Annotated in this window: 23 protein-coding genes, 1 tRNA gene and 2 pseudogenes; 19 read left to right on the top strand and 7 right to left on the bottom strand. The window is 69.3% G+C overall.

The genetic code is table 11. The features are described from left to right. Nucleotides 1-38 precede the first annotated feature (38 nt). Nucleotides 39-115: transfer RNA gene (locus tag ACFOWB_RS01175), tRNA-Arg, on the bottom strand. A gap of 213 nt (nucleotides 116-328) precedes the next feature. On the opposite strand from ACFOWB_RS01175, the gene ACFOWB_RS01170 reads away from it, so the two are divergent. From ACFOWB_RS01170 to ACFOWB_RS01150, 5 genes are all read left to right on the top strand, one after another. Then, nucleotides 329-1,216: a cation diffusion facilitator family transporter gene (locus ACFOWB_RS01170; RefSeq protein WP_261401701.1), complete on the top strand. Its 888-nt coding sequence runs from the start codon at nucleotides 329-331 to the stop codon at nucleotides 1,214-1,216. 155 nt (nucleotides 1,217-1,371) lie between these two features. After that, entirely contained in the window at nucleotides 1,372-2,148 is a 777-nt protein-coding gene (locus tag ACFOWB_RS01165; protein WP_378145226.1) for a thermonuclease family protein, read from the top strand. Beyond that, nucleotides 2,148-3,629 carry a M48 family metalloprotease gene (locus ACFOWB_RS01160; protein ID WP_378145224.1) on the top strand — a complete coding sequence of 494 codons (1,482 nt, stop codon included), beginning with the start codon at nucleotides 2,148-2,150 and terminating at the stop codon, nucleotides 3,627-3,629. Before ACFOWB_RS01165 ends, ACFOWB_RS01160 begins: the two co-directional genes overlap by 1 nt. Before the next feature lie 146 nt (nucleotides 3,630-3,775). Then, the gene (locus tag ACFOWB_RS01155) at nucleotides 3,776-5,797 is read left to right on the top strand and encodes a cation:proton antiporter domain-containing protein (RefSeq protein WP_261401706.1); all 2,022 of its coding nucleotides are present in this window, start codon (nucleotides 3,776-3,778) and stop codon (nucleotides 5,795-5,797) included. 31 nt (nucleotides 5,798-5,828) lie between these two features. Further along, nucleotides 5,829-6,710 carry an NAD(P)-dependent oxidoreductase gene (locus ACFOWB_RS01150; RefSeq protein ID WP_378145222.1) on the top strand — a complete coding sequence of 294 codons (882 nt, stop codon included), beginning with the start codon at nucleotides 5,829-5,831 and terminating at the stop codon, nucleotides 6,708-6,710. A 22-nt stretch (nucleotides 6,711-6,732) separates the two neighbouring features. On the opposite strand, the gene ppk2 is transcribed toward ACFOWB_RS01150, so the two are convergent. Further along, nucleotides 6,733-7,752 carry a polyphosphate kinase 2 gene (ppk2, locus tag ACFOWB_RS01145; protein WP_261401707.1) on the bottom strand — a complete coding sequence of 340 codons (1,020 nt, stop codon included), beginning with the start codon at nucleotides 7,750-7,752 and terminating at the stop codon, nucleotides 6,733-6,735. Between the two features lie 147 nt (nucleotides 7,753-7,899). Here ppk2 and ACFOWB_RS01140 point away from each other — a divergent pair, with 147 nt between their 5' ends. The 8 genes and pseudogenes from ACFOWB_RS01140 (at nucleotide 7,900) to phoB (ending at nucleotide 16,087) form a co-directional block, all read left to right on the top strand. Continuing rightward, a complete protein-coding gene (locus tag ACFOWB_RS01140; protein ID WP_378145220.1) occupies nucleotides 7,900-9,138 on the top strand; it encodes an ATP-binding protein in 1,239 nt (412 codons plus the stop codon). A gap of 185 nt (nucleotides 9,139-9,323) precedes the next feature. After that, a complete protein-coding gene (locus tag ACFOWB_RS01135; protein WP_378145218.1) occupies nucleotides 9,324-10,376 on the top strand; it encodes a PstS family phosphate ABC transporter substrate-binding protein in 1,053 nt (350 codons plus the stop codon). Nucleotides 10,377-10,544: 168 nt separating this feature from the next. Continuing rightward, nucleotides 10,545-11,927, top strand: a complete 1,383-nt coding sequence (pstC, locus tag ACFOWB_RS01130) for a phosphate ABC transporter permease subunit PstC (RefSeq protein WP_261401712.1) — start codon at nucleotides 10,545-10,547, stop codon at nucleotides 11,925-11,927. Further along, nucleotides 11,920-12,411, top strand: a pseudogene (locus ACFOWB_RS01125) (DUF3333 domain-containing protein); the annotation flags it as partial. The gene pstC and the pseudogene ACFOWB_RS01125, both read left to right, overlap by 8 nt. 477 nt (nucleotides 12,412-12,888) lie before the next feature. Continuing rightward, a pseudogene (pstA, locus tag ACFOWB_RS01120) lies at nucleotides 12,889-13,767 on the top strand (phosphate ABC transporter permease PstA); the annotation flags it as partial. 63 nt (nucleotides 13,768-13,830) lie between these two features. Beyond that, a complete protein-coding gene (pstB, locus tag ACFOWB_RS01115) occupies nucleotides 13,831-14,613 on the top strand; it encodes a phosphate ABC transporter ATP-binding protein PstB (RefSeq protein ID WP_378146056.1) in 783 nt (260 codons plus the stop codon). A gap of 17 nt (nucleotides 14,614-14,630) precedes the next feature. Further along, nucleotides 14,631-15,341, top strand: coding sequence for a phosphate signaling complex protein PhoU (gene phoU / locus ACFOWB_RS01110; RefSeq protein WP_261401715.1), 711 nt, complete (start codon nucleotides 14,631-14,633; stop codon nucleotides 15,339-15,341). 44 nt (nucleotides 15,342-15,385) lie between these two features. Next, entirely contained in the window at nucleotides 15,386-16,087 is a 702-nt protein-coding gene (gene phoB / locus ACFOWB_RS01105; protein ID WP_378145215.1) for a phosphate regulon transcriptional regulator PhoB, read from the top strand. A 143-nt stretch (nucleotides 16,088-16,230) separates the two neighbouring features. Here phoB and ACFOWB_RS01100 read toward each other — a convergent pair whose 3' ends face one another. The 4 genes from ACFOWB_RS01100 to ACFOWB_RS01085 all read right to left on the bottom strand — a co-directional run bounded on the left by ACFOWB_RS01100 (nucleotide 16,231) and on the right by ACFOWB_RS01085 (nucleotide 19,538). Next, nucleotides 16,231-16,944: a type 1 glutamine amidotransferase gene (locus ACFOWB_RS01100; RefSeq protein WP_378145214.1), complete on the bottom strand. Its 714-nt coding sequence runs from the start codon at nucleotides 16,942-16,944 to the stop codon at nucleotides 16,231-16,233. A 14-nt stretch (nucleotides 16,945-16,958) separates the two neighbouring features. Then, on the bottom strand, nucleotides 16,959-17,729 hold the full coding sequence (locus ACFOWB_RS01095) for a M48 family metallopeptidase (protein ID WP_378145212.1): 771 nt from the start codon (nucleotides 17,727-17,729) through the stop codon (nucleotides 16,959-16,961). Between the two features lie 91 nt (nucleotides 17,730-17,820). Continuing rightward, nucleotides 17,821-18,582: an alpha/beta hydrolase gene (locus tag ACFOWB_RS01090; protein ID WP_378145210.1), complete on the bottom strand. Its 762-nt coding sequence runs from the start codon at nucleotides 18,580-18,582 to the stop codon at nucleotides 17,821-17,823. Nucleotides 18,583-18,602: 20 nt separating this feature from the next. Continuing rightward, complete coding sequence (locus ACFOWB_RS01085) at nucleotides 18,603-19,538, bottom strand: AEC family transporter (protein ID WP_261401719.1); 936 nt, start codon at nucleotides 19,536-19,538, stop codon at nucleotides 18,603-18,605. A gap of 183 nt (nucleotides 19,539-19,721) precedes the next feature. On the opposite strand from ACFOWB_RS01085, the gene ACFOWB_RS01080 reads away from it, so the two are divergent. The 4 genes from ACFOWB_RS01080 to ACFOWB_RS01065 all read left to right on the top strand — a co-directional run bounded on the left by ACFOWB_RS01080 (nucleotide 19,722) and on the right by ACFOWB_RS01065 (nucleotide 23,140). Next, nucleotides 19,722-20,822 carry a response regulator gene (locus tag ACFOWB_RS01080; protein WP_261401720.1) on the top strand — a complete coding sequence of 367 codons (1,101 nt, stop codon included), beginning with the start codon at nucleotides 19,722-19,724 and terminating at the stop codon, nucleotides 20,820-20,822. A 391-nt stretch (nucleotides 20,823-21,213) separates the two neighbouring features. Continuing rightward, entirely contained in the window at nucleotides 21,214-21,675 is a 462-nt protein-coding gene (locus tag ACFOWB_RS01075; RefSeq protein WP_378145207.1) for a hypothetical protein, read from the top strand. Nucleotides 21,676-21,737: 62 nt separating this feature from the next. Beyond that, complete coding sequence (locus tag ACFOWB_RS01070; RefSeq protein ID WP_261401722.1) at nucleotides 21,738-22,328, top strand: hypothetical protein; 591 nt, start codon at nucleotides 21,738-21,740, stop codon at nucleotides 22,326-22,328. Nucleotides 22,329-22,402: 74 nt separating this feature from the next. Then, nucleotides 22,403-23,140, top strand: a complete 738-nt coding sequence (locus ACFOWB_RS01065; RefSeq protein WP_378145205.1) for a DsbA family protein — start codon at nucleotides 22,403-22,405, stop codon at nucleotides 23,138-23,140. A gap of 97 nt (nucleotides 23,141-23,237) precedes the next feature. On the opposite strand, the gene ACFOWB_RS01060 is transcribed toward ACFOWB_RS01065, so the two are convergent. Next, on the bottom strand, nucleotides 23,238-24,068 hold the full coding sequence (locus tag ACFOWB_RS01060; protein WP_378145203.1) for a hypothetical protein: 831 nt from the start codon (nucleotides 24,066-24,068) through the stop codon (nucleotides 23,238-23,240). A 217-nt stretch (nucleotides 24,069-24,285) separates the two neighbouring features. Here ACFOWB_RS01060 and ACFOWB_RS01055 point away from each other — a divergent pair, with 217 nt between their 5' ends. Further along, a complete protein-coding gene (locus tag ACFOWB_RS01055) occupies nucleotides 24,286-24,465 on the top strand; it encodes a hypothetical protein (RefSeq protein WP_261401725.1) in 180 nt (59 codons plus the stop codon). Nucleotides 24,466-24,507: 42 nt separating this feature from the next. After that, nucleotides 24,508-25,257, top strand: coding sequence for a 16S rRNA (uracil(1498)-N(3))-methyltransferase (locus ACFOWB_RS01050; protein ID WP_261401726.1), 750 nt, complete (start codon nucleotides 24,508-24,510; stop codon nucleotides 25,255-25,257). Nucleotides 25,258-25,336 lie beyond the last annotated feature (79 nt).

Below are 25,336 nucleotides of genomic sequence, written 5' to 3'. Positions count from 1 at the left end.
GCCGACACGCTCTCTCTGACGTTTCCGGCGATGGATCTTGGCGTCCCGGAAGGGATTCGAACCCCTGACCTACGGTTTAGGAAACCGTTGCTCTATCCTGCTGAGCTACCGGGACGCTGAAGAGCGGGAGGCCCCCGCATCTTCCCGGCCGATCTATCACGACGGCGGGCGGGGGCAAAGCCGGGTGGCGCGCGTTCGAGAGCCGCAGACGGGCGGCGGCGAATGAGAACGCTAGCGCGTCGCAACTGCGAAGATCGTTGTTGCTCTTGAGGTTCGGGCCCGCTAACGGCTGCGCGTTCGCTCGCGTGGGCGTTATCGGGAGGGCCGCATGGACAGCGCGCAGCGCATCGCGCTCGGCAGCATCGCCGTCGGCCTGCTCGTGCTCGGGCTGAAGGCGGCGGCCTTCTGGCTCACCGGCTCCGTCGCGCTCTATTCGGACGCGGTCGAAAGCGTGGTGAACGTCGCGGCCGCGATCGCGGCGTTTCTCGCGGTGCGGCTGTCGGCCGTTCCGCCGGACCGCGAGCATCCCTACGGCCACCACAAGGCCGAGTACATCTCCGCGGTCGTCGAGGGCGCGCTCATCATCGTGGCCGCGGTCGCGATCCTCAACGAGGCCTGGGGCGCGTTCCGCAATCCGCGCGAGATCGACCTCACGCCGCTCGGCGTCGGCGCCAACGTTGCGGCGAGCGTGGTCAACGGCCTGTGGTGCCTCGTCCTGTTCCGGCGGGGCAGGGCGCTGCGCTCGCCGGCGCTCGTGGCGGACGGCAAACATCTCCTCACCGACGTCGTCTCCTCGGCCGGCGTTCTGGTCGGCGTCGGGCTCGTGGCGCTGACCGGCCTGCACTGGCTCGACCCCGCGCTCGCCTGTCTGGTGGCGCTCAACGTTTTGTGGTCCGGCGCGCAACTCGTTCGGACGTCGGTCGGCGGGCTGATGGACGAGGCGGCCGACCCGCAGACGGTCGAGCGCATCCGAGCCGTCATCGCGGCCAACGGCGACGGCGCGATCGAGGCCCACGACCTTCGCACCCGCCACGCCGGGCGGCTCACCTTCCTCGACTTCCATCTCGTCGTGCCGGGCGACATGAAGGTCACCGACGCCCACGAAATCTGCGATCGCATCGAGCGGGCGCTGCATGAGATCGATGACGACATGGTGGTGACCATCCATGTCGAACCGGACGACAAGGCCAAGCACGCCGGCATCGTGGTGCTGTGAGGACGGTTTAACCGCTCGTCCACCATGACGGCGCCACTCTGGAGAGCGCTCTCGGACGACCGGGGGCGCGGTTTCCGAGGACCGCCGAGACCGCCTGCAGACCCATGGGTTCCGCCCGTTCCATCGTCGCGCTCGCCGCCTTGGCCGGAGCGCAGATGACGCCGCAGGCCGCCGGCGCCTGCGCGCTTGCGTCCGCGCACGAGACGGTCGCGGTCGAGCGCGTGATCGACGGCGACACGCTGGCGCTCGACGACGGCCGGCTCGTGCGGCTCGCAGGCGTCGAGGCGCCGAAGGCGCCGCTCGGGACGAAGCCCTCCGACTGGCCGCTCGAGGCGGCGGCCCGCGAGGCGCTTGGCGCGGCGGCCGCGGGCAAGGTGCTGGAGCTTCGTCCTGCCCGCGTCTCGCCGGACCGCAGGGGCCGGGCTCTCGGATATCTCACGGAGATCGGCGACGCCGACCATGCCGGACTTACGGCCGCGCTCTTGCGATCCGGGACGCTTCGCGTTGCCGCCGATCCGGCCGGGCGTGACTGTCGCGCAACGCTCGCCGAAGCCGAAGCCGCCGCCGTCCGCTCGCGCCTTGGTTTGTGGTCCGAACCATATTACGAGGTTCAGGACGCCTCTGACGGCGCGGCTCTGGCCGCCCTCGACGGGCGGTTCGTCGTCGCGGAGGGCCGCGTCGCGAGCGTGAGGACGTTGGCCGGAAGGGCCTACGTCAATTTCGGGCGGCGGTGGCGCGGGGCGCTCTCGCTGACCCTGTCGGAGGCGGCCCTGCGCAGGTTCGGCGGGTTCGATGGTTTGGGCGTCGCGGCTGGCGCGCGCGTGCGGGCGCGGGGCGTCCTGGAGATGCGCGCCGGGCCGACGATCCGCGTGAGCGAACTCGCGCAGGTCGAGCGCCTCGACGCCGGACGTGCGGACGGTCGGACGCGCTGATGCCGGGCTTCGTCGACATCCTTTCACGGCCGTCCCGCTTCGCGATTCTCGCAGGCGCGCTCGCGCTTGCGGGCTGCAGCTCGATGAATTCGGAGCGCGCCGCCCCGCAGGCGACCGCCGCCGTGCCGGCCGCCGCCCCGAAGGTCGCGCCGCCGCCGCCGAGCGCCGTCACCCAGGAGCAGGCCCGCATCGCCTCGGCCTATGGCGGCGTCTATCAGAACGGTCGCCTCGAGGCCCATCTCAACGCGATCGCCGACCGGCTGGCCGCGACCTCCGAGCGGCCGGACCTGCGTTACAAGGTGACGCTGCTCAATTCGCCGCTGATCAACGCCTTCGCGCTGCCGAACGGGAACCTCTACGTCACCCGCGGCCTGCTCGCGGTCGCGAACGACAGCTCGGAAGTCGCGGCCGTGCTGGCCCATGAGATGGCGCACGTCACCGCCCGGCACGCGCTGCAGCGCGCCGACGAGGAGCGCAAGGCGCTGCTGGTCAGCCGCGTGGTCTCTGACGTGCTGCAGGACCAGCAGGCGGGGCAGGTGGCGCTCGCCAAGGGCAAGCTGTCGCTCGCGAGCTTCTCGCGCTCCCAGGAGCTCGAGGCCGACCGCATCGGCGTGCAGAACATCGCCCGCGCGGGCTTCGATCCCTACGGCGCCTCGCGCTTCCTGCTCTCGATGGGCCGCCAGGCGGACCTGCGGATCGCGGCGCTCGGCCAGAAGCCGTCGCAGCCGGGGCTCGACTTCACCGCGACCCATCCCTCGACGCCCGAGCGCGTGCAGCTCGCCGTGTCGTCGGCCCGCCAGATCGGCGCGCCCGGGATCGGCGAGCGCGACCGCGACGGCTACCTCACCGCGATCGACGGCATGACCTACGGGGACGATCCGTCCCAGGGCTTCGCGCGCGGGCGCACGTTCCTGCATCCGCGGCTCGGCTTCTCCTTCGTCGCGCCGGAGGGTTTCGCCTTCGACAACGGCGCGGAGGCGCTGCTCGGCGTCTCGCCCGACGGCCGGGCGCTGCGGATGGACGCCGCCAAGCTCGCCATCGGCCAGTCGCTCGACGGCTACGTGCAGGAGAACTGGATCGACGGCACCGAGCCTGGTCCGGTGGAGCGGCTCGACCTCAACGGCATGGAGGCCGTGACGGTGCTGGCCAAGGGCCGCGAGTGGACGTTCCGCTTCGCCGCCATCCGCTTAGGCCCGGACGTCTACCGCCTGATCTTCGCCGCGCGCGACCTGACGCCTGCGATCGACGGCGGGTTCCGCGAGTCGCTGATGACGTTCCGCCGCCTCGCCCAGGCCGAGATCGACGCCGCGCGCCCCTTGCGCCTCGACGTCGCGCGGGTGCGCGAAGGCGACACGGAGGCGACAATCGCGGGCCGCATGGCGGTGTCGGACCGCGCGGTGGAGCGCTTCGCGGTGCTGAACGGCCTCGCGCCCGGCGAGACGCTGAGGGCAGGCGAGCGCGTGAAGGTCATCGACGAATAGCGCTCGGCCGCCGAGCGCCTCGGGCGAAAAATCCTCCCGGCGCCGAAAGCTTGACCGGCCGCGACGCCCTTTCACGTTTCCGTGGCGGCGCGGACGGGCTTTAATGCGGCTCCTCCCGACCGCCCTCCACATGGAAAGAGCCCTGGATGCCGCACGCCACACCGCTGATCTCGACCATCGTCGCGGGATTGGTGCTGGCGTTCATTCTAGGGGCGATCGCCAACCGCCTGAAGATGCCGCCGCTCGTCGGCTATCTGGTGGCCGGCATCCTGGTCGGCCCGCACACGCCCGGATACGTCGCCGACCAGGCGCTCGCGCCCGAACTCGCCGAGATCGGCGTCATCCTGCTGATGTTCGGCGTCGGCCTGCACTTCTCGGTCAAGGACCTCCTTTCCGTCCGCGGCGTCGCGATCCCGGGCGCGATCGTGCAGATGGGCTGCGCCACCATTCTCGGCTGGGGCCTTGCGCGCCTCATGGGCTGGTCGGACGGCGGCGGGCTTGTGTTCGGCCTCGCGCTCTCGGTCGCCTCCACGGTCGTTCTGCTGAAGGCGCTGCAGGAGCGGCGCATGATGGAGAGCGAGCGCGGCAAGATCGCGGTCGGCTGGCTCATCGTCGAAGACCTGGCGATGGTGCTGGCGCTTGTGCTGATCCCGGCGGTGGCGGGCGCGGCGGCGGGCGGCGGCGGATCGCATGGCGGCTCCGACCCGGTCGCGGTCGCGATCGGAGAGGCGCTCGGCATGGAGCTCGGCGTGCCCGCTCTCATCGGCGTCACGCTGCTGAAGGTGGCGATCTTCGTCGCGCTGATGTTCGTGGTCGGCCGCCGGCTCATCCCGATGCTGCTGCACTTCATCGCGCACACCGGCTCGCGGGAGCTGTTCCGCCTGGGCGTGCTGGCGATCGCGCTCGGCGTCGCGTTCGGCTCGGCGAAGCTCTTCGGCGTCTCGCTCGCGCTCGGCGCCTTCTTCGCCGGCATGATCCTCTCGGAGAGCGAACTTTCCCATCGCGCCGCGCAGGAAAGCCTGCCGCTTCGCGACGCCTTCGCGGTGCTGTTCTTCGTCTCGGTCGGCATGCTGTTCGACCCGACGATCATCATCCGCGACCCCTGGCCGGTGCTCGGCGTCGTCTTCATCATCGTGATCGGCAAGTCGGTCGCGGCGTTCCTGCTGGTGATCGCGTTCCGACGAACGGTGGGAACCGCGCTCACCATTTCGGCGAGCCTCGCGCAGATCGGCGAGTTCTCGTTCATCCTCGCCGAGCTCGGCGTCGGCCTGAAGCTGCTGCCGGAGGCCGGCCGCGACTTGATCCTGGCCGGCGCGCTGCTCTCCATCATCCTCAACCCGCTGGTGTTCTTCGCCGCCGAGCGGCTGAAGCCGCGGCTTGAGGCGCGCCTCGTGCGCAAGAAGCCCGAAGCCGCGGCGCCGCCGGCGCCCGCCGAGGAGGAGAAGGCCGACGAACTCGCGATCGACCGGACGCATCCGCCGGCCGCCGTCGCCAAGGAAGAGACGAAGCCCACGCCCGCCAAGGAGGCCGCCGAAAAGCCCGCGCCGGAAGACGAAGAAGTCGAGGCGCGCCCGACCGAGCTCACCGGCCATGTGGTCGTGGTCGGCTACGGCCGCGTCGGCAGCGCGCTCGGAGCCGAGCTCAAGGCCCGCGGCGACGCCTTCCTGGTGATCGAGGACGCCGAGACGCGCATCTCGGAGCTGCGGGAGGCGGGCGTCGAGACGATCGTGGGCAACGCCGCGAGCTCCGCGGTGCTGGCGCTCGCCAATCTCAGGGGCGCGCGCGCGCTGGTCGTCGCGATCCCCGAGGCGTTCGAGGCCGGTCAGGTTGTCGAGCAGGCGCGCGAGGAGAACCCCGGCCTCGTCATCGTCGCCCGCGCTCATTCCGACGCCGAGGTCGAGCATCTCGGCAAGCTCGGCGCGAACGAGGTCATCATGGGCGAGCGCGAGATCGCGCGCGGCATGGCGGCCTACGTGGAGTCCAAGCCTCTGGAGTCCAAGCCTCTGGACGCCAAGCCGACGCCCGAGCGCGCGCCGGCCGAGCAGGCCGAAACGGCCGCGCCCGCCGCCGCCGGGCCCGCGCCGGCGACGCCAGACCCTGTCGAACCGGCGCCGACGCCGCCGACCGAAGGCGCCGGCGCAAGAACCGAGACCGATCCCGCGCGTTAAGGGCCGTTCGGCCAGCGGGAAAGGACAGCCAATGATCGTCGGCTTCATCGGCCTTGGAGGCATGGGGCAGGGCGTCGCCCGCCGCATCATGCAGGGCGGACACGACCTCAGGGTCTGGAACCGCTCTCCCGGCCCCGCCGAAGCTCTGGCGGCCGAAGGCGCTGAAGCCGTGGCCGGGCCGGCCGGCGCGCTCGACGCCGACCTCTGCCTTTCGATGCTGAGCCAGGATGAGGTGATTGACCAGGTGCTCGTCGCCTCGGGGGCGCTCGAGAAGGCGCGGCCCGGCCTCGTGCATGTGAACCTGTCGACGGTTTCTGTCGCTTTCGCCGAGCGCATGGAGGCGCTTCATCGCGAGCGGGGCCTGTCCTACGTGTCGGCCCCGGTGCTCGGCCGCCCCGACGTCGCGGCGGCCGGCCAGCTCAACGTGCTGTGCGCGGGCGCGCCCGAGGCCGTCGCCAAAGCGACGCCCGTGCTCGAACTCTTCGCCAAGAAGGTCTGGCCGCTCGGCGACCGGGCCGCGCGGGCGAGCGTGGTCAAGATCGCCTGCAATTTCGCGCTCGCCAGCATGATCGAGACGCTCGGCGAGGCCGGGGCGCTGGTCGAGGGACACGACGTTCCGGCGGCCGACCTCTACGACGTCATGACCGGCACCGTGTTCGCCTCGCCCGCCTACAAGATCTATTCCGGCCTGATCGCCGACCGGGCGTTCGAGCCCGCGGGCTTCAAGCTGCCGCTCGGGCTGAAGGACGTGCGCCTCGCGCTTCAGGCCGGGGAGACGGCCGCGACGCCGCTGCCCATCGCCTCGCTGCTGCGCGACGCCTTCATCGAGGCGATCGCGGCGGGCGACTCCGAAAAGGACTGGAGCGCGCTCGGCGCCGGCGCGTTCCGCCGCGCCGGCCGGCCGCTCGGCTAGCTCCTTGCGCGTCGGCGCCTGATCAGCGCTCGCCGCCCTCGGCCAGAAACGCCTCCGCGCCCATGACGAGCCGCCCGTCGAGCCCGCCGACGATCTGCAGGTCGCGGCCCTTGTAGGGGATCGCGAGCAGGATCTTGCGCATCACCGCAAGGCGCAGGCGCTTCTTGTCGTTGGCCTTGACCACCGTCCACGGCGCTTCGGGCGAGTCGCTGGCGCGCAGCATGCGGTCGGCGGCCTCGGAATAGGCGTCCCAGAGATTGAGCCCGGCGTAGTCGATCGGCGACAGCTTCCAGCGCTTCAGCGGATCGTGCCGGCGCTCGTGCAGGCGCTTGATCTGCATCTCCCGGCCGACGGTCAGCCAGAACTTGAAGAGGCGCAGCCCGTCGCCCACGAGCAGCTTCTCGATCTGGGGCGCCTCCTCGAGGAAGCGGGCGGTCTCGGTCGGGCTCGAAAAGCCCATCACCGGCTCGACGCCCGCCCGGTTGTACCAGGAGCGGTCGAACAGCACGATCTCGCCCGCGGTCGGCATCTGCTGGATGTAGCGCTGGAAGTACCACTGGCCGGCCTCGGACGGAGAGGGCTTCGACAGCGCGACGACGCGCACGCTGCGGGGCGGCATGTGCTGGGTGATGCGCGCGATGGTGCCGCCCTTGCCGGCGGAGTCCCGCCCCTCGAACAGAATGGCGACGCGCTCGCCGGTCTTCTTCACCCAGGCCTGCAGCTTCAACAGCTCGATCTGCAGATTGCGGAGCTCGGCCTCGTAGGCGGCGTCGTCGAGCTTGTCCTCATACGGATAGCCGCCGCTCGCAAACGCCTGCTTGTCGACTTCCTTGGGCAGCTTCCGGTCGTCCAGATCGACCGTCACGCCGTCGATCGTGACCGCCGGCGCATCCTCCATCCCTTCCGGCGCGACCGCGTCGGTCGGATCGGGGGCGGCGACCGCCTCCGTGGCCGGCGCCGCTTCGACCTTGTCGGCTTTCTCGCCGACGCCCTTGGCGTCGCCCGCGGCCTTGGCGGTTGAGGCGGCGTCTTTTTCAGTCATGATCGGCGGCTCCGTGTCGCGGGGTTGTCACCGACCTGGTGTCGAGTGTCTAACCCTGACTCGAACAACCGGACGGAAAGCGCGTCGCGTCGCAAAATGGCGGAACGACTCCAGAGGGCAAGACGGCTGATCGCGCCCGAGCGGCGCTTGGCGTGGCTCGCGTCCGCCCGGTGGCCCCTGCTCGCCACGGCCTTCGTGCTCGCAAGCGTTGTGGCCGCGGGGCGGCTCGGGCCCTGGGAGGGGCTGCTCGCTTTCGCCGTGGTCCTGTTGGCGACCGCGGTCGCGCCGCGCGCATCGGCGCCCGCGCCGCGCGAAGTCGGCGGCGGCGTCAAGGCGCTGCGCGAGGAGCTCTCCGCGATCCTGTCGGGACTTCCCGACCCCGTTCTTGTGCTCGATCGTCGCGGCTTCGTGACCGTCTTCAACGAGCGCGCCCGCGCCGCGCTCGGCGAAATCCGCATCGGCGAGCCGGTCTCCTTCGCGCTTCGGGCGCCCGAGGTGCTCGAGGCCGTGCGCGCCGCGTCGAGCGCGCCCCAGACGGTGCTCTATGTCGAACGCGCGCCGGTGGAGCGCTGGCGCGAGGCCCATGTGGCGCAGACGCGGCTCAGCCCCGGCGCCGGCGTGCTGACCGTCGTCGCGCTGCGCGACCTCACCGAGCAGCGCCGTTCCGAGCGGATGCGCGGCGATTTCGTCGCCAACGCCAGCCATGAGCTGCGGACCCCGCTCGCCTCGCTGCTCGGCTTCATCGAGACCCTTCAGGGCCCGGCGAAGAACGACGTCGCGGCGCGCGAAAAATTCCTCGAGATCATGCGCGCCCAGGCCAACCGCATGTCGCGGCTGATCGACGACCTTCTGTCGCTGTCGCGGATCGAGCTCAAGGCCCATGTGAAGCCCCGCAGCGTCGTCGATCTCGCCGAGCTGGTGCGCGGCGTCGCCGACAGCCTGCAGCCGCTCGCCCGCGAGCGCGGCGTGGAGATCGCGCTCACGCTCGCTCAGGCCAGCGTGCGCGGGGACCGCGACGAACTCATCCGCGTCGCCGAGAACCTCATCGAGAACGCCGTGAAATACGGCCAGTCCGGCGGACGGGTCGACGTGGGGGTCGATCTGGGGGCGGAAGGCGCCCGCCTCGTGGTCCGCGACTACGGGCCGGGCGTCGCGCCCGAGCACCTGCCGCGCCTGACCGAACGCTTCTACCGCGTCGATGTCGGCGACAGCCGCGACAAGGGCGGCACGGGCCTTGGCCTGGCGCTCGTCAAGCACATCCTCCAGCGCCATGGTGGTCGCCTGACCATCGAGAGCGCGGCCGGCGACGGCGCGACCTTCACCGCGCTGCTGGAGCCCGCGGATGCGCCCGCCAATGTCGGGCAGGATCTGAAGCGCGCGAGCTGACCCCTCAGTTTTGAGGGATTCCGGCGCGTCATCCAACTGTCATGTGAAGGTCATAGAAGAGCAGCGAGGGGCCAGTACGGTCCCGGTCGGCAGGGTTCCAAAGCGGCCCGTCGAAGGTTTTGCGCCGCCTGCGAAAGCGTGGCGGCGCGGATGACAGAACAGCCAGTCTCAAACAGGAGAGACACGTGAAACTCCTCACGCTCACCAGCGCGCTCGCGCTCGGCTGCAGCCTCTTGGCCGCCGGCGCCGCCAACGCGCAGTCGCGCGACCAGATCCGCATCGTCGGCTCGTCGACCGTGTATCCGTTCACCACCGCGGCGGCCGAGCAGTTCGGCAAGGGCGGCCAGTTCAAGACCCCGGTGGTCGAGTCGACCGGCACGGGCGGCGGCCTCAAGCTGTTCTGCGCCGGCGTCGGCGCCGGCCATCCGGACGCCGCGAACGCCTCGCGCGCCATCAAGAAGTCCGAGTTCGAAGACTGCGCCAAGAACGGCGTGACCGACATCATCGAGCTCAAGATCGGCTTTGACGGCATCGTCATCGCCAACTCCAAGAAGGGCCCGGCCTTCAAGCTGACCCGCCAGCAGCTCTTCCTCGCGCTCGCCAAGGAAGTTCCGGGCGCCGACGGCAAGCTCGCCGCCAACACCGCCAAGAACTGGAACGACATCGACCCGTCGCTCGCGGCCGAGAAGATCGAAGTGCTCGGTCCCCCTCCGACCTCGGGCACCCGTGACGCGTTCCTCGAGCTCGTGATGGAGAAGGGCGCCGAGAAGATCGACGCGCTCGCGGCCCTTAAGAAGTCCGACAGCAAGGCCTTCGACAAGGTCTGGAAGACGGTCCGCGAGGACGGCGCCTACATCGACGCCGGCGAGAACGACAACCTGATCGTCCAGAAGCTGGAGGCGAACCCGAAGGCCGTCGGCATCTTCGGCTACTCGTTCCTCGAAGAGAACGCCTCGCAGATCCAGGGCGCCTCGATCGAAGGCAAGGCCCCGACCTTCGAGGGCATCGCCGACGGCTCCTACAAGGTGTCGCGTCCGCTGTACGTCTACTTCAAGAAGCAGCACATCGGCGTGATCCCGGGCCTCAAGGAGTTCCTGGCCGAGTACGCCTCCGACAAGGCGATGGGCGAGGAAGGCTATCTCGGCGAGAAGGGCCTCGTCCCGCTCCCGGCCGAGCTCGCCAAGTCCTCTGAGGACGCCGCCAAGGCTCTGAAGACCATCGGCGCTCCGGCCTCGTAAGGTCCGACGTCTCGACCGCCGGCCCGGAGAGCGTCGCTTTCCGGGCCGGTCGGCCTTTCGGCCCGGCGGACAGTTCGCCGGGGGCCGGCGGGAGCGCTCCGCGGAGCCGCCTCCGCCGCATGTCCTGATCCCAGAGTTTCCGAGCGCCCACGGGGAGCGCGCATCTTCATGATGCTGATCTACATCGCCGCGATGCTGCTGGTGGCGGCCGGCGCCTATGTCACGGGTCGCCAGAAAGGCGCGAGCTTCGCGATCGCCGGCGGCGGCGTCGCCCGGCTTCACTCGCTCCCGAGCTATCACGGCGGATACGTGGCGCTCGCCGCCGTCGCCCCGATGCTGGTCTGGCTGATCGTCTGGCTGATGGTCGCCCACCGCATCGTCGACGCGCAGGCCATCGCGGCGCTGCCCCCGGGCCTGAAGCCCACCGACGAGCTCACCTACGGCGCGCGTCTGCGCGAGATCTACCAGATCGCCTCCGGCATCCGCATGGAGGGCGTCGACCCGGCGATCTCCGCGGGCGCCGACATGCTGAACTTCTGGCGCACGGTCACCGACTGGAGCCTGCTGGTCGTCGGCCTCGCGCTCGCGATCCTCGGCTTCTACTGGGGCGCCCGCCAGCTTTCGGCCGAGTTCCGCGCCCGCAACGGCGTCGAGCGCTGGGTCACCTGGATGCTGGTCGCCTGCGCCTCGGTCGCGGTGCTGACCACCGTCGGCATCGTGTTCTCGGTGCTGTTCGAGACGCTGCGCTTCTTCTCCAAGGTGCCGTGGTACGAGTTCCTGTTCGGCACGCAGTGGTCGCCCCAGACGGCGATCCGCTCCGACCAGGTCGGTTCGTCGGGCGCGTTCGGCGCGGTTCCGCTCTTCGCCGGCACCACCCTCATCATGCTGATCGCGATGCTGGTGGCCGGTCCCGTCGGTCTCTTCGCGGCGATCTACATGGCCGAGTACGCCTCGCCCAAGGTCCGCGCGGTCGCCAAGCCGATCCTCGAGGTGCTGGCGGGCGTTCCGACCGTGGTGTTCGGCTTCTTCGCCGCGCTCACCGTCGCGCCGTTCATCCGCTCCACGGGCGAATATTTCGGCCTGAACGTCGCGTCCGAAAGCGCGCTCGCGGCGGGCCTCGTGATGGGCGTGATGATCATCCCGTTCGTCTCGTCGCTCTCCGACGACGTCATCAACGCGGTGCCGCAGTCGCTGCGCGACGGCTCCTACGGCATGGGCGCGACCAAGTCCGAGACCATCAAGCGGGTCATCCTTCCCGCGGCGCTCCCGGGCATCGTCTCGGCCTTCATGCTGGCGATCTCCCGCGCGGTCGGCGAGACCATGATCGTGGTGATGGCGGCCGGCCTCGCCGGCAACCTCACCTTCAACCCGCTCGAGGCGGTCACCACCGTCACGGTGCAGATCAAGACGCTGCTCGTGGGCGACCAGGAGTTCGACAGCGCCAAGACGCTCTCGGCCTTCGCGCTCGGCTTCGTGCTCTTCTTCTTCACCCTCGTGCTGAATTTCATCGCGCTGCGCATCGTCCAGAAGTATCGGGAACAGTATGACTGACGTCACCGCGACGACGAACCGGACCATGCGACACGCGATGGACTCCGACGAGGCGCGCGCCCGCGTCCGCAAGCGCTACCGCGCCGAAGCCCGCTTCAAGGCCTACGGCATCGGGGCGATCGCCTTCGCGGCCGCCTTCCTCGTGATCCTGATGACCGACATCGTCAGCAACGCGTGGCCGGCCTTCACCACCACGCATCTCTCGCTCTCGGCGACCCCGGAAGCCTCCGACGTCGACCCGTCGGGCGACCGATCGGCGGCCTCGCTCGCCCGCGGCGACTACAACAAGGCGGTGCGCGCGTCGTATCAGGCGCTGTTCCCCGAGGTTAAGGGGCGCGCCGAACGCCGCCAGCTGAACGGCCTGCTGTCGAACGGCGCGAGCGACGACCTTCGCGCCGCCGTGATGGCGGACCCCGCGCTGATCGGCCGTGAGGTCTCGACCCGCGCGCTGTTCTCCGACGACGCCGACCTCTATCTGAAGGGCGCCGTCACCAAGATCGAAGAGGAAGAGGGCAAGGGCGTCGCGACGCCGAGCGCCGTCACCGGCGACGTCGTCATCGAGACCTCGAACCCTGCCTTCCAGAGCGATCTCGAAGAGATCAAGACCGATCTCTCCGAGAAGGCCCGTGAGCGCCGCTTCACGGTCGAGCGTCTCAAAAGCCTGCGCGACGGCGTCGTGGCGGATCGTCCCGCCGCCGAGGCCAACCTCGCGGGCGCGCGCTCCACTGGCGACCAGTCCAAGATCGACGTCGCGACCGCGGCGCTCGGCAAGATCGACAGCGACGCCTCCAGCCTCCAAGCTCAGATGGAGACGCTCGCCGGCGAGGCGGCCGACTTCGAAACCCGCTTCAAGGACGGAAGCGGCGCCGAGAAGCTCGATCCGAAGCTCCCGAGCCTGCTGGTCTCGATCAACGGCGGCCTCGTGAAGGTCAACAGCCTCTCGGCGAACCGCATCGAGGGCGTGGCGCTGACCCCGCTCACCAACCAGAACGCCGCCCAGGCGGGCCAGTGGAAGGTGCTGACCTTCGAGACGCCCGAGAACGAGCGCCGCGTCGGCGACCAGCAGATCGCCTGGCTCGAGACGCTCAAGGCCAAGGGCCTCGTCGACAGCGGCTTTAACACCGGCTTCTTCACGAGCGGCGACAGTCGCGAGGCCGAGCAGGCCGGCATCCTCGGCGCGCTCGTCGGCTCGCTGATGACGATGTTCGTGACGCTCGTGTTCTGCCTGCCGGTCGGCGTCGGCGCGGCGATCTATCTCGAGGAGTTCGCGCCCAAGAACCGCTGGACCGACATCATCGAGATCAACATCAACAATCTGGCGGCCGTGCCCTCGATCGTCTACGGCCTGCTCGGCCTCGCGATCTTCCTGAACTTCTTCGGCATGCCGCGGTCTTCGGCGGTGGTGGGCGGCTTCGTGCTGGCGCTTCTGGTGCTGCCGACCATCATCATCGCGTCGCGCGCCGCGCTGAAGGCGGTGCCGCCGTCGATCCGCGAGGCCGCGCTCGGCGTCGGCGCCTCGCATCAGCAGGCGGTGTTCCACCACACCCTGCCGCTCGCGATGCCGGGCATCATGACCGGCACCATCATCGGCATGGCCCACGCGCTCGGCGAGACCGCGCCGTTGCTCCTCATCGGCATGGTGGCGTTCATCGTCGACGTTCCGACGAGCTTCACCTCCGCCACCACGGCGCTCCCGGTCCAGATCTATCTCTGGTCGGACCTGCCGGAAGTCGCATTCCAGGCCAAGACCTCGGCCGCGATCCTCGTTCTTCTGCTCTTCCTGTTCGCGATGAACGGGCTCGCCATTCTCCTGCGCAAGCGCTTCGAGCGGCGCTGGTGACCGGTTTCTGAAGGAGTTTTTCTCATGGACGCTACCGCCGTCGCCAAATCCGCCCCCGCCAACATCGGCGCCCGCCCGCAGCCTCTGGGCGAGCCCAAGATCATCGCCCGTGACGTCAACGTGCATTACGGCGAGAAGCACGCGCTGAAGAACGTCACGCTCGACGTTCCCGAGAAGGCCGTCATGGCCTTCATCGGACCGTCGGGCTGCGGCAAGTCGACCTTCCTGCGCTGCATCAACCGCATGAACGACACGGTCGCGAGCGCCAAGGTCTCCGGCCTCATCCAGATCGACGACCAGAACATCTACGATCCGAGCCTGGACGTCGTTCAGCTGCGCGCCCGCGTCGGCATGGTGTTCCAGAAGCCGAACCCGTTCCCGAAGTCGATCTACGAGAACGTCGCCTACGGCCCGCGCATCCATGGCCTCGCCAGGAACAAGGCGGAGCTCGACGAGATCGTCGAGTCCTCGCTCAAGAAGGCGAGCCTGTGGAACGAGGTGAAGGACCGCCTTAACGACACCGGCACCGGCCTTTCGGGCGGCCAGCAGCAGCGTCTGTGCATCGCCCGCGCGATCGCGGTGAGCCCCGAGATCATCCTCATGGACGAGCCCTGCTCGGCGCTCGACCCGATCGCGACCGCGCGCGTCGAGGAGCTGATCGAGGAGATCCGACGCAACTACACCATCGTGATCGTGACGCATTCGATGCAGCAGGCCGCGCGCGTCTCCCAGCGCGTCGCCTTCTTCCATCTGGGCATTCTGGTCGAGACGGGCGAGACGGAGAAGATCTTCACGAGCCCGAACGACAAGCGCACCCAGGACTACATCACCGGCCGGTTCGGCTGAGTTTCAGGAGGAGAGCCATGTCGCTCGCCGACAACCACATCGTCTCGTCGTTCGACGACGACCTCAACCAGCTCGCCGACAAGCTCGCCGAGATGGGCGGGCTCTGCGAGAAGCTCGTCGGCGAGTCCGTCGACGCGCTCGTTCGCCGCGACATCCCGCTCGCCCGCCGCGTCATCGAGTGGGACCGCGCGATCGATCGCCTCCAGCATGAGATCGAGGAGCGCGGCATCATGACGATCGCGCGCCGCGCGCCGGTCGCGATCGACCTCCGCCAGGTGGTGGGGGCGCTGCGCATCGCCAACGATCTCGAGCGCATCGGCGACCTCGCCAAGAACATCGCCAAGCGCGTGGTCGCGCTCGACGGCCAGTTCCAGCCGCCCAAGCTCGCCGGCGGGGTTGCGCACATCGCCGACCTCACGCTCGCGCAGCTCAAGGAGGTGCTTGACGCCTACACCCGCCGCGACGACAAGCGCGCGCTCGAGGTGTGGACGCATGACGGCGAGATCGACGCGCTCTATAACTCGCTGTTCCGCGAACTCCTCACCTATATGATGGAGGATCCGCGCAACATCGGCTTCTGCGCGCATCTGCTGTTCTGCGCCAAGAACATCGAGCGCATCGGCGACCACGCCACCAACGTCGCCGAGACGGTGTATTACGTCGTGCACGGCGTCCCGTTGACCGAAGACCGGCCCAAGGCCGACCTCGTCAGCGCGGACTTCGACTGACCCTCGCGACTTCGACCGACTGACCTCAGGAGAGGCCTGGCCGCATGAACCCGCGCGTGATGATCGTCGAAGACGAAGAGCCGCTCACCATGCTGCTCCGCTACAACCTCGAAGCCGAAGGCTACGAGGTCGACAGCGTTGCGCGCGGGGACGAGGCCGAGGTGCGCCTTTCCGAGGCGACCCCCGACCTCATCCTGCTCGACTGGATGTTGCCGGGGGTCTCGGGGATCGAGCTCTGCCGGCGCCTGCGCGCCAAGCGCGAGACCGAACGTCTGCCGATCATCATGCTCACCGCGCGCGGCGAGGAGGGCGAACGCATCCGGGGCCTGGCCACCGGCGCGGACGACTATGTGGTGAAGCCCTTCTCGGTTCCCGAGCTCGTGGCGCGGGTGAAGTCGCTGCTCCGGCGCACCAAGCCCGAGCACGTGTCGCGGACGCTGAAGGCCGGCGACATCGAGCTTGACCGTGAGAACCGGCGCGTGCGTCGGCAGCTGCGGGAGGTCCATCTCGGGCCGACCGAGTTCCGTCTGCTCGAGTTCCTGATGCAGTCCTCCGGCCGCGTCTTCACGCGCGAGCAGCTGCTCGACGGCGTGTGGGGCCGGGACGTCTATATCGACGAGCGCACCGTGGACGTCCATGTCGGGCGGCTGCGCAAGGCGCTGAACCGCGGCCGCAAGCCCGATCCGATCCGCACGGTGCGCGGCGCGGGCTACTCGTTCGACGAAACGTTCTCTCGCGCGAGCTGAGGGTCTTCGATCGTCCCTGAAGCGCCGGTCGTCACGTCGGCGACAGCCGGGAATGCGTGGCGTTCTAAGCGAGCGCCACGCCCAGCCGCATACCCGCGCGAAGGCGCGAGAAGACGGCTCCCGCCGGCGCGAAACAATTGTTGTTAGCCGGCGATTTTTGTCAGATTGCGGTCGAGCGCAGCCGCGGTTTCGCGAAATGCCGGAAGTAGCGGCGTGACTTCCCCCGCGAGATTCTCCGCGCCGTCCGGACCAAGCGCCTTCTGCAGGCTCGCCCAATATTCGGGAATGCGCCGCCAGTCCGCCACCGTCTCGGCGACGATCTCGGGATGGAACTGGACCCCGTAGGCGTTCGCCCCGACCCGCATCGCCTGCACCGCCGCCGCATCGTTCGAGGCGAGCGCGACCGCGTCTTCCGGGAGGCGCGTCACCTCGACGCCATGCCACTGGAACGTCTGGACGCGCTCGGGCAGGCCGGCGAACAGCGGGTCGGCGCGCCCCTCATCGGTCAGGCTGACGTCGCCGAGCCCCACTTCGGGCGAGGCCATCATCTTCGCTTCGCCGCCGAGCGAGACGGCGAGGAGCTGGTGGCCGAGGCAGATGCCGAAATAGGGCCGCTTCAGCTCCGCCACCCAGCGCCGGATCGCGGCCTTCTCGGCGACGAGCCAGGGGTGCTGGTCTTCCTCCCAGACGTCCATCGGGCCGCCCATGACGGCGAGCAGGTCGAAGCCCTTGAGCGGCGGGATCTCGTCGCCGGCGTCGAGCTCGACCGTGGTCCACTCGACGTTCCGGTCGCGCCAGAATTCCCGGAAGGAGCCCGGATGCTCGACCTCAAGGTGCTGGAAGACGAGGACGCGCATGCCGGTCGCTTCCTTCAGCCGTAGCGGTGCAGCGCGGCGCCGTGCGCGCGCAGCCACGCCTCGGCCCGCTCATAGTCGGGGAAGAGCCGCTCGACATTGGCCCAGTAGCGCGGCCCGTGGTTCATCTCGCGGCGGTGCGCCACCTCATGGGCGGCGAGATAGTCGAGGACATAGGTCGGCGCGAGGATCAGGCGCCAGGAAAAGGCGAGGTCGCCGGCCGCCGAGCACGAGCCCCAGCGGCTGGTCGTGTCCTTGATGACGATCTTGCCGATCGTGACTCCGAGCGCCGCCGCGTGGCGGCCCGCCGCCTCGACGAAGGCCTGGCGCGCCTCGCGCTTGAGAAAGTCGGCGACGCGGCGCGGGGCGTGCTCGGGCAGGCCGTAGACCGCGATCTCGGGCTCGCGGCCGCGCTGGCCGGGCTCGATCCGGACGAGGCCGCGCATGCCGGGGCGAAGCGAGATGCGATGCGCGACGCCGCGCAACGGCACGATCTCGCCCGGGGCGAGCGGCACCCGTTCGGGAAGCCGCGCCAGCCGCTGCTCGATCCAGCCGACATGGCGCTCGACGAAGTCGCGCGCGGCCGCCTCGGCGGTGCGCGAGGGCAACGTAAGGGTGACGTCGCGGGTGGCGGAGCGCACGCGCAACGTCATGCGGCGGGCCTGACTCGAGCGGCGCACGGTGACCGCGACCTTCCCGAGCCGCGTGTTGATCAGGAACGAGGCGCCGTCGGCCGCCGTGTCCTGCACGAGGAGAGGTCGGGGCCTGAGCACGCGAAACAGCGACATGAGGCGGCGGGCGCTCGCGATCGTCAAATCAACCGCGCGAATCGGCGGCGAGCCGACTTTAGCCATCCCGATTCCTTCGAGGCGAGCCCCCTCAGCCCCGCTCTGCGACGCCGTCCACGGCTTCCACGATGCGCGCGAGGTCTTCGGGGCGGGAGAGACGATGGTCGCCGTCCTTGATGAGCGTGGTGGTCACGTCGTCCTCGGCGAGCCGCTCGACGAGCTTCAGCGCATGCTCCCACGGCACGTCCGGGTCCGCCATCCCCTGCACAATGTGGACGGGGCAGCCGGTGCGCACCGGCCCGCCGAGCAGAAGATGGTTGCGCCCCTCCTCGATCAGGCGGCGGGTGATCGGGGTCGGGTCGGGCGAGTATTCGCTCGGCCGCTCGTAGACGCCGTCCTCGAGGATCGCGCGGCGCTGGGCGTCCGGGAACCGCTCCCACATCAGCGTCTCGGTGAAGTCGGCCGCCGGCGCGATCAGCACGAGGCCGGAAGGCGGCCTCGGCATCTTGCGCGCGGCCAGCAGCGCGATCCAGCCGCCCATCGACGAGCCGACCAGCACCGGGGCCTCGCCGGCGTGTCGGGCGATCGCCGCAAGGGCGTCCTCGAGCCAGTCGCCGATGGTCCCGTCGCGAAAGGCGCCGCCGGAGGCGCCGTGGCCCGAATAGTCGAAGCGCAGGAACGCCCGACCCGTCTTCGCCGCCCAGACGTCGAGCGCGCTCGCCTTGGTCGCGGTCATTTCCGACAGGAACCCGCCGAGCCAGACCACGCAGGGGCCCTGGCCCTCGCGCCTGAGAACCGCGATCTCGCGGGGCGGCGAGCCGTGGGAGAAGCGGTCGGAGATCGGGTCGGTCAAACTTCGAGGCTCCTTGCCGTTCAGATCGCGCCGATGACCCAGAGCCAGCCGGACACCGAGATCACCGAGAAGCCTGTCGAGACCGCGACCGCCGCGGACGCGGTCGGCTGGCCGACCTTGTAGCGAGCGGCGATCAGATAGGCGTTCACGCCGCAGGGCATGGCGGCGAACAGCACCGCGACGCCCGCCCAGACCGGCGGCACGTCGAGCACGTGGAAGGCGAGCAGCCACACGAGAAACGGGTGCACGACGAGCTTCAGGGCCGAGATGGCGGCCACCGCCTTCATGTCGCTCACGAAGCCGAACTTGGCGAGCGCGAGGCCCATGGCGACGAGCGCGCAGGGGCTCGCCGTCGCGGCGAGCTGGTCGATCAGCGCCCTGGCGGCGCCCGTCGCCTGCACCTGGAAGTGCTGCGCCGCGACGCCCGCGACGAGCGCGATGACGATCGGGTGGGTCACGATCGTCTTGATGAGCCCTTTGGCCATGACGAGCGGCGGGCGGCCGCCTTCGGCCGCCTCGATCAGAACCGTCACCGCCGTCATCATGATCGGCAGGTGGATGGCGAGCAGAAGGAACAGCGGCACCGCGCCGTCGTCGCCGTAGACCTTCAGGATCAGCGGCACGCCGACCAGCACAGTGTTGGCCTGGCCCGCCGAGAAGCCGTGGACCGCGGCCTCCGCCTTGTCGCGCTTGAACACCCGGCGCGCCAGAATCATGGCGACGGTCCAGACCACGATCACGCCGCCGAAATACGCGATCCAGTAGCCCCAGGGGTTTTCGGCCGGCGAGGTGCTGGTCGAGAGCGTCCTGAAGATCAGCGAGGGGATGGCGAGAAGGAAGACATAGTCCGACAGGCCGTCGCCCGCCCGGTCGCCGAGCAGCTTCAGCCGGCCGGTCCCGTAGCCGATCGCGATCAGGCCAAAGGTGGGGAGGACGATGGAGATAAGATCGTTCATGGGATGGACCGAGGCGTAACGTCTCGAAATCGAGCGGTCAACGCATGCGGGGCGCTGACGGAAAGGTTGTGGATTGCTGTCGTACAACCGTGTTTTACGCGATCGGTTTAGCCCATCCTTAAAGTCCTGGAAGTCATCGTCGCGGCACTCTCACTCACGCCCTCGCGACGGAGCATGCGCCAGATGAGCGCCAAGGCGATCCCCGTGGACGACATGCCCGCCCCGCAATCGGCGGATCGGCGCATCGCGGTCGCGGCGCACGAGATCCGCACGCCGCTCGGCGGGATCCTGGCGCTCGCCGACCTGCTGCTCGCCGAAGACCTGTCGGAGGGCGCGCGCGGCCACGCCAACGCGCTGAAGGCGGCGGCCGAGCATCTGTTCGGCCTGTCCACCAGCCTGCTCGGCGGCGCGGTCCCGACCGCGCCGAAGGCGCTCGACGTCGACCTGTTTCTCGCTCGCGTCTCGCCGCCGCTCGCCGCGCGCGCGGCCGTAAAGGGGCTCGCCTTCCGCGCCGTCCGCGCGCCGGGCGCGCCGGACCGCGTGCTCGCCGACGAGGCGGCGCTGCGCCAGATCGTCGACAATCTCGCCGACAATGCGCTCCGCGCGACCGAGTCCGGTTCGGTCGAGCTCGCGATCGAGCGGGTCTCGGGCGACGCCGAGACCGTGACGCTGCGGATCGCGCTCCGCGACACCGGCCCCGGCGTCGGGCCGCGGCCGGAGCTGCTATTCGCGCCCTTCGCGCAAGGGGACGGCGCGCAGGGCGCGGCGGGCCTCGGGCTCGCGGTGGTCGCCGATCTCGCGCGCGGCATGGGCGGCGAGGCGCAGGCCTTCGATCGTCCCTCGGGCGGGGCGGAGGTCGCGGTGACGCTGCGCCTCGGCGCGCTCGACGTGCGCGCCGCCAACGGCCCGATCCGCGTGCTGGTGGCCGAGGACAACGCCATCAACCAGCGCGTGGTGGGCACGCTGCTCGAGCATTTCGGCCATGGCTTCGACGTGGTCGAGAACGGCGCGGCCGCGGTCGCGGCGGTCGGGGGCGGGGACTACGATCTCGTTCTGATGGACGCCGTGATGCCGACCCTCGACGGCCTCGCGGCGACGCGCGCGATCCGCGCGATGGAAGGTCCGGTCGGAGCGATCCGGATCGTCGGGCTGACGGCCCGCGCCTTCGACGAGGACATCGCGGCCTTTCTGGAAGCCGGCGCCGACGCCGTCGTCACCAAGCCGATCTCGGTCGCCGAGCTCTGGCGGGCGATCGACGTCGGCGAGCGCCAGGCGACGGGCTGAGGCGGCGTTCCCATCGAGAACGGGTCCGCTGTGGCGCCGAGCTCGCTCCATCCTTTCTGAGATGGGCGCGCTGCGGCCCGAGCTGACGCGTGAGGAGCGGCGGATCATCGCGCCGCAGCTTCAATAAGCTGGAAAGTCACATCGAAGCGCGTGCGAGGGCGGCCGCCCGCTGACGGCGGCCTCGCCCTTCGCGGCCGAGTCGACGTCCCGAGTGAAGAAAGATGACGCAAACATATCAAATTTAAATATAACGAATCAATATCACGCGAATGTGTCTTGAGATGCCATGTAATCGTAAGCAACGCGTATTGTTTTTCTCGGATCTCGTTGACAGACTCTATTGCAGGTGCAAGGTTTCCATTAACGCGGCGTCTTCGAAGGCGGGGATTTGATGCGTCGGTTCAGCACACTCACGTCATGCGTGCTTTTGGCTCTCGGGGCGGGCCTGGGGCCTTTCGGCGCGCGCGAGGCCGCGGCCGAGCCCACTTCGGGTCTGGAGGATCGCGTGGGGGCCCCGGAGTGCCGCAAGGTTCCGGCGTGCAACACCGAGCCGACCCCGGTCCAGAAACTGAAGATGGGCCAGCCTATGCTCGCCGATTTCTCGTGTCCTTCCGGAACGTACTTCTGGAACTGGTCGGCGATCGTCGGGAAGCACGTGTTCGTCACGTTGAAAAGCACGAAGCTGGACAAGAAGAACCGCGAGATCGGCGCGACCTTCGAATACTTCGCGCAGTCGGGAAACGGGTCAGGCAAAGCGAAGGTTTACCTGGCCTGTTCCAAGAGGTCGTTCTCCAAAGGGGGCCTTCAGCACCGTCGGGTGGGCTACGGGTGGAACCCGCATGAGAGGAGCTAGCGGCTCGTTCGCTGCTCTGAAATGGCGTGTCGGCTCATTTGCGTGACTGGGGAGACAAAGTCGTGAGCAAGATCAGGATGACCGGCCGGTCGTTTTTTCGGTGCTGCGGCCTCGCGGCGTTCGCTTTGATGGCGCTGATGCTCGACGCCAGGTCCGCAAAGGCCGACGTCTGCGATAACAGCAACATCCCGCAATGCTACGTGCAGACCGACACCGGCGAGCTCAAGGCCGATCGAAGCGAATATATGAACGTGTACTGCCCCGCCGGCATGTATGCCTGGGGCGGGTGGAGCGACAGCTGGTCAAGCAGCTGGCATATCATTACGCGCAACCCCATCGGCGATAACTTAAACAGTCTCGACTTTCTGCTTAGCAACACCTCGGTCCATTCGAACAGGTGGTCGATCTCGATCGCGTGCTCGCCGATCAATCCAAACGGCTCCTGCAACGGGGCGAGCAAGGAAGTCAGCGATCCGGGCTGCCCGGAATCGAACAGGCAGACGGAGTGCCAGCCGGCGGACAATTGCTGGGTGACCTGGAACGAGCAGTGCGTCAACGGCGACACGGTCACCAACTACTTCTGCTCGCAAGCCCTCTTCGTCACGACCTGCTTCAGCTGCGAGGCGTCGTCTGGCGCCGGCAAGCCTGAATGAGGCGCAAGACTCCGCCGATCAAGACGCAGCTGATCAAGACGTCGCTGATCAAGATTTGGCCGATCCGGCTCGGCTTGGCGGCATGTCTGGGGCTGTTCTTCGCGACGGCCCAGGCGTATGCCGAAGACCGGCAGCCGGTCCTGACGGCGGACCAGGTCCGGCAGATCGTTCGCGACTATCTGATCAGCAATCCCGAAGTGCTGGCCGAAGCGGCGCAGAACTACAAGAAGCAGCAGCAGGAGAAGGCGGCGGCTCAGGCGAGAGCGAAGATCGCCGAGCAGCGCGCCGCGATCTTCGATCCGAAAGCCGCGTCCATCGGTCCGGAGACCGCGAAGGTCACGATCGTCGAATTCTTCGACTTCCGTTGCGGCTATTGCAAAAAGATGCTGCCGACGCTCCATAAGGTCGTGGCGGACAGTTCCGACGTTCGCGTCATATTCAGGGACCTGCCGATCCTGGGGCCGGGCTCGCGCGTCGCGGCCACGGCGTCGATCGCCGCGCGCAGGCAACGACCGGAGCGCTATCTCGACCTGCATCGCGCGCTGTTCGAGACAAACGACCTGTCGGAAGCAAGCGTCGTCGCCGCCGCTACCCGCCTTGGCCTCGACGGCGAGCAGTTGCGCAAGGACATGGCGGATCCGGCGATCAAGGCCGAGCTGGACGCCAATGCGGAGCTTGCTCGAGGCCTGGGGGTCACCGGAACGCCGGCGCTTATTCTCGGCGACAGCTTGATCCAAAGCTCCCTTCAGGAGGGAGATCTGCTGCAGCGGATCGACGCGATCCGGAAATCCTGCTCAGCGGCTGCGTGCTGACCCAGCGCCGGATCCTTGTCCATCGGATCAGACGCCCCAAGGCGAGCCGGGGCGGGGCGTCGAGCCGTTCGCGCCGAACCTGCGGGCCAAGCCGAACTCACCAGGCGTCGGTCTGCTGCGGGGCCGCGACCCCGCGTTCCTGACGTCCGTCGCGCTCATGGACGATGCGGCGCTTCAGATAGAGACCCGGATCGTCCGGCAAGGTCTCGAGCCAGCGCTGCGAGGCCGCCATGGTCTTGAGCGACATCGGCGCAAGGCGGTGGGCGAGCTGCTCGGGCGGCCGCGCGACGTTGCGATTGGCCTCGCCGGTGCGGCCAGCGCCCGCGCCGGAGCCGACCGAGCCGCTCGCCTTGCCGGGTTCGTCGGCGCGGTCCGACGGGCCGCCGCTTCCCTCGCGCAGCACGCGGCTCGGCCCGGCGTTCACGGCGCGCTCTCCGCTGTCGCGATCGCCCGCGGCTCCCGCGCCCGTCGAGTTCACGCCGCTGTCGAGGTCGGCCGAGGAGTTCGAGCGCTTGTTCTCGTCCGCGCTCGCGCCGGCCGCGCCGCTCGCCTTCGGGCCGTCGGCGCGCTCGACGCGCATCAGCGCCTCGATCAGCGCGAGGTTGAAGCGGGCGTCCTCGTCGTTCGGGTCGACCACGAGCGCGTAGTCGAAAGCGTCGGCCGCCTCCTTGAGGCGCCCGGCGCGGGCGAGCGAGAGGCCGACGTCGTAATGCTGGGCCGGAAAGTCCGCGGCGCGGAAAGCCTGCGCGGCCTCGTCGTAGCGCTTGTCGTGATAGAGCGCCGCCGCCGCGAAAGCCTCGCCGCCGACGAGCGCCGCGCCCGCCGAGGCGAAGCCCGCCGCGTAGAGCGCGCGGCCGGCGCGCTCGCGCAGGCCTGTCGCGGCCAGCGCGGCGAAGATGAGGGCGGCGATCAGCAGATGGCGCAGCACGGAAGTCCGGGGCGGAGAACGTCTTTGGTCCTGTTTAACCGACGCCCGCGGCCGAGTCGCTGAGCATTTCGCAAGGGTCCGCGAGACAAGGGTCCGCGAGGCGAGGGTCCGCGCATCGTCGAAATGGAGCGTCGCCTAACCGCGCGCGCTGCGCCATGCTAGAAGCGCCCGGTGGGCCTGCCGGCTCCCCCTTTCGGATTCGCCGCAAGCACGACCTATGTTCCGTATCGTTCGCAACCTGTTCGGCGTCGTCGCCGCCCTCGCCTTGATGGCCGCGCTCGGCTTCGCGGCGTTCCTGCTCGGCAACTCGAACCCGACGATCAACGTCGGCTGGTTCTACGGCGCGGCCGGCATCTCCTACACCATGATCATCCTCCTGGTGCTGCACAGGGATTAGGCCCGGCGGCGTCAGGGCCGAGGATCCCGACGACGGCATTCCATGACGGCATATGATTTCTCCTCGACGCGCCTGTTCGTCGACGCCCCGATGTCCGAGGGGGCGCAGATCGACTTCGACGACGGGCAGGCGAACTACCTGCGCAACGTTCTGCGCATGGGCGAGGGCGACGGCCTGCTGCTGTTCAACGGCCGGGACGGCGAGTGGAGCGCCCGGCTCGTCGAGGTCGCCAAGAAGCGCGCGCGCGCCGAGCTCGTCGGCCTCACGCGGCCGCAGACTCCGTCCGGCAGGCTGCGCTGGCTGTTCGCGCCGCTGAAGCACGCGCGGCTCGACTACATGGTGCAGAAGGCGGTGGAGATGGGCGTCTCGCGCATCTCGCCCGCGATCACGCGGCGCACGCAGGTCTCGCGCGTCAATCTCGACCGGATGCGGGCGAACGCCGTCGAGGCCGCCGAGCAATGCGGGGTGCTCGCCGTCCCCGAGATCAACGAGCCGGAGACGCTCGAGGCGATTCTCGCGCGCTGGCCGGAGGGCGAGCCGCTGGTGTTCTGCGACGAGGACGCCGCCGGCGCGGATCCGCTCGCGCCGCTTCGCGCCCTCGCGGGCAAGCCGCTCGCGCTGCTGATCGGCCCCGAGGGCGGCTTCGATCCGGCGGAGCGCAAGGCGCTGTCGGCGCTCCCCCAGACGGTGCGGATCGGGCTCGGACCGCGCATCCTGCGGGCCGACACCGCGGCGGTGGCCGCGCTCGCCGTCCTCCAGGCCACAGTCGGCGACTGGTCTTCGGGCCGTTGACCTTTGGTTAACCATGCGGCCCCGAGAGTGTCAGGGCTCGAGGGCGTTCGGGGCCCGCGACAGACCCGTTGCCGAAATG

Source organism: Chenggangzhangella methanolivorans (genome assembly GCF_042648545.1).
Lineage (GTDB): Bacteria > Pseudomonadota > Alphaproteobacteria > Rhizobiales > Methylopilaceae > Methylopila > Methylopila methanolivorans.
This window is presented reverse-complemented; position numbering and strand designations above follow the sequence as displayed.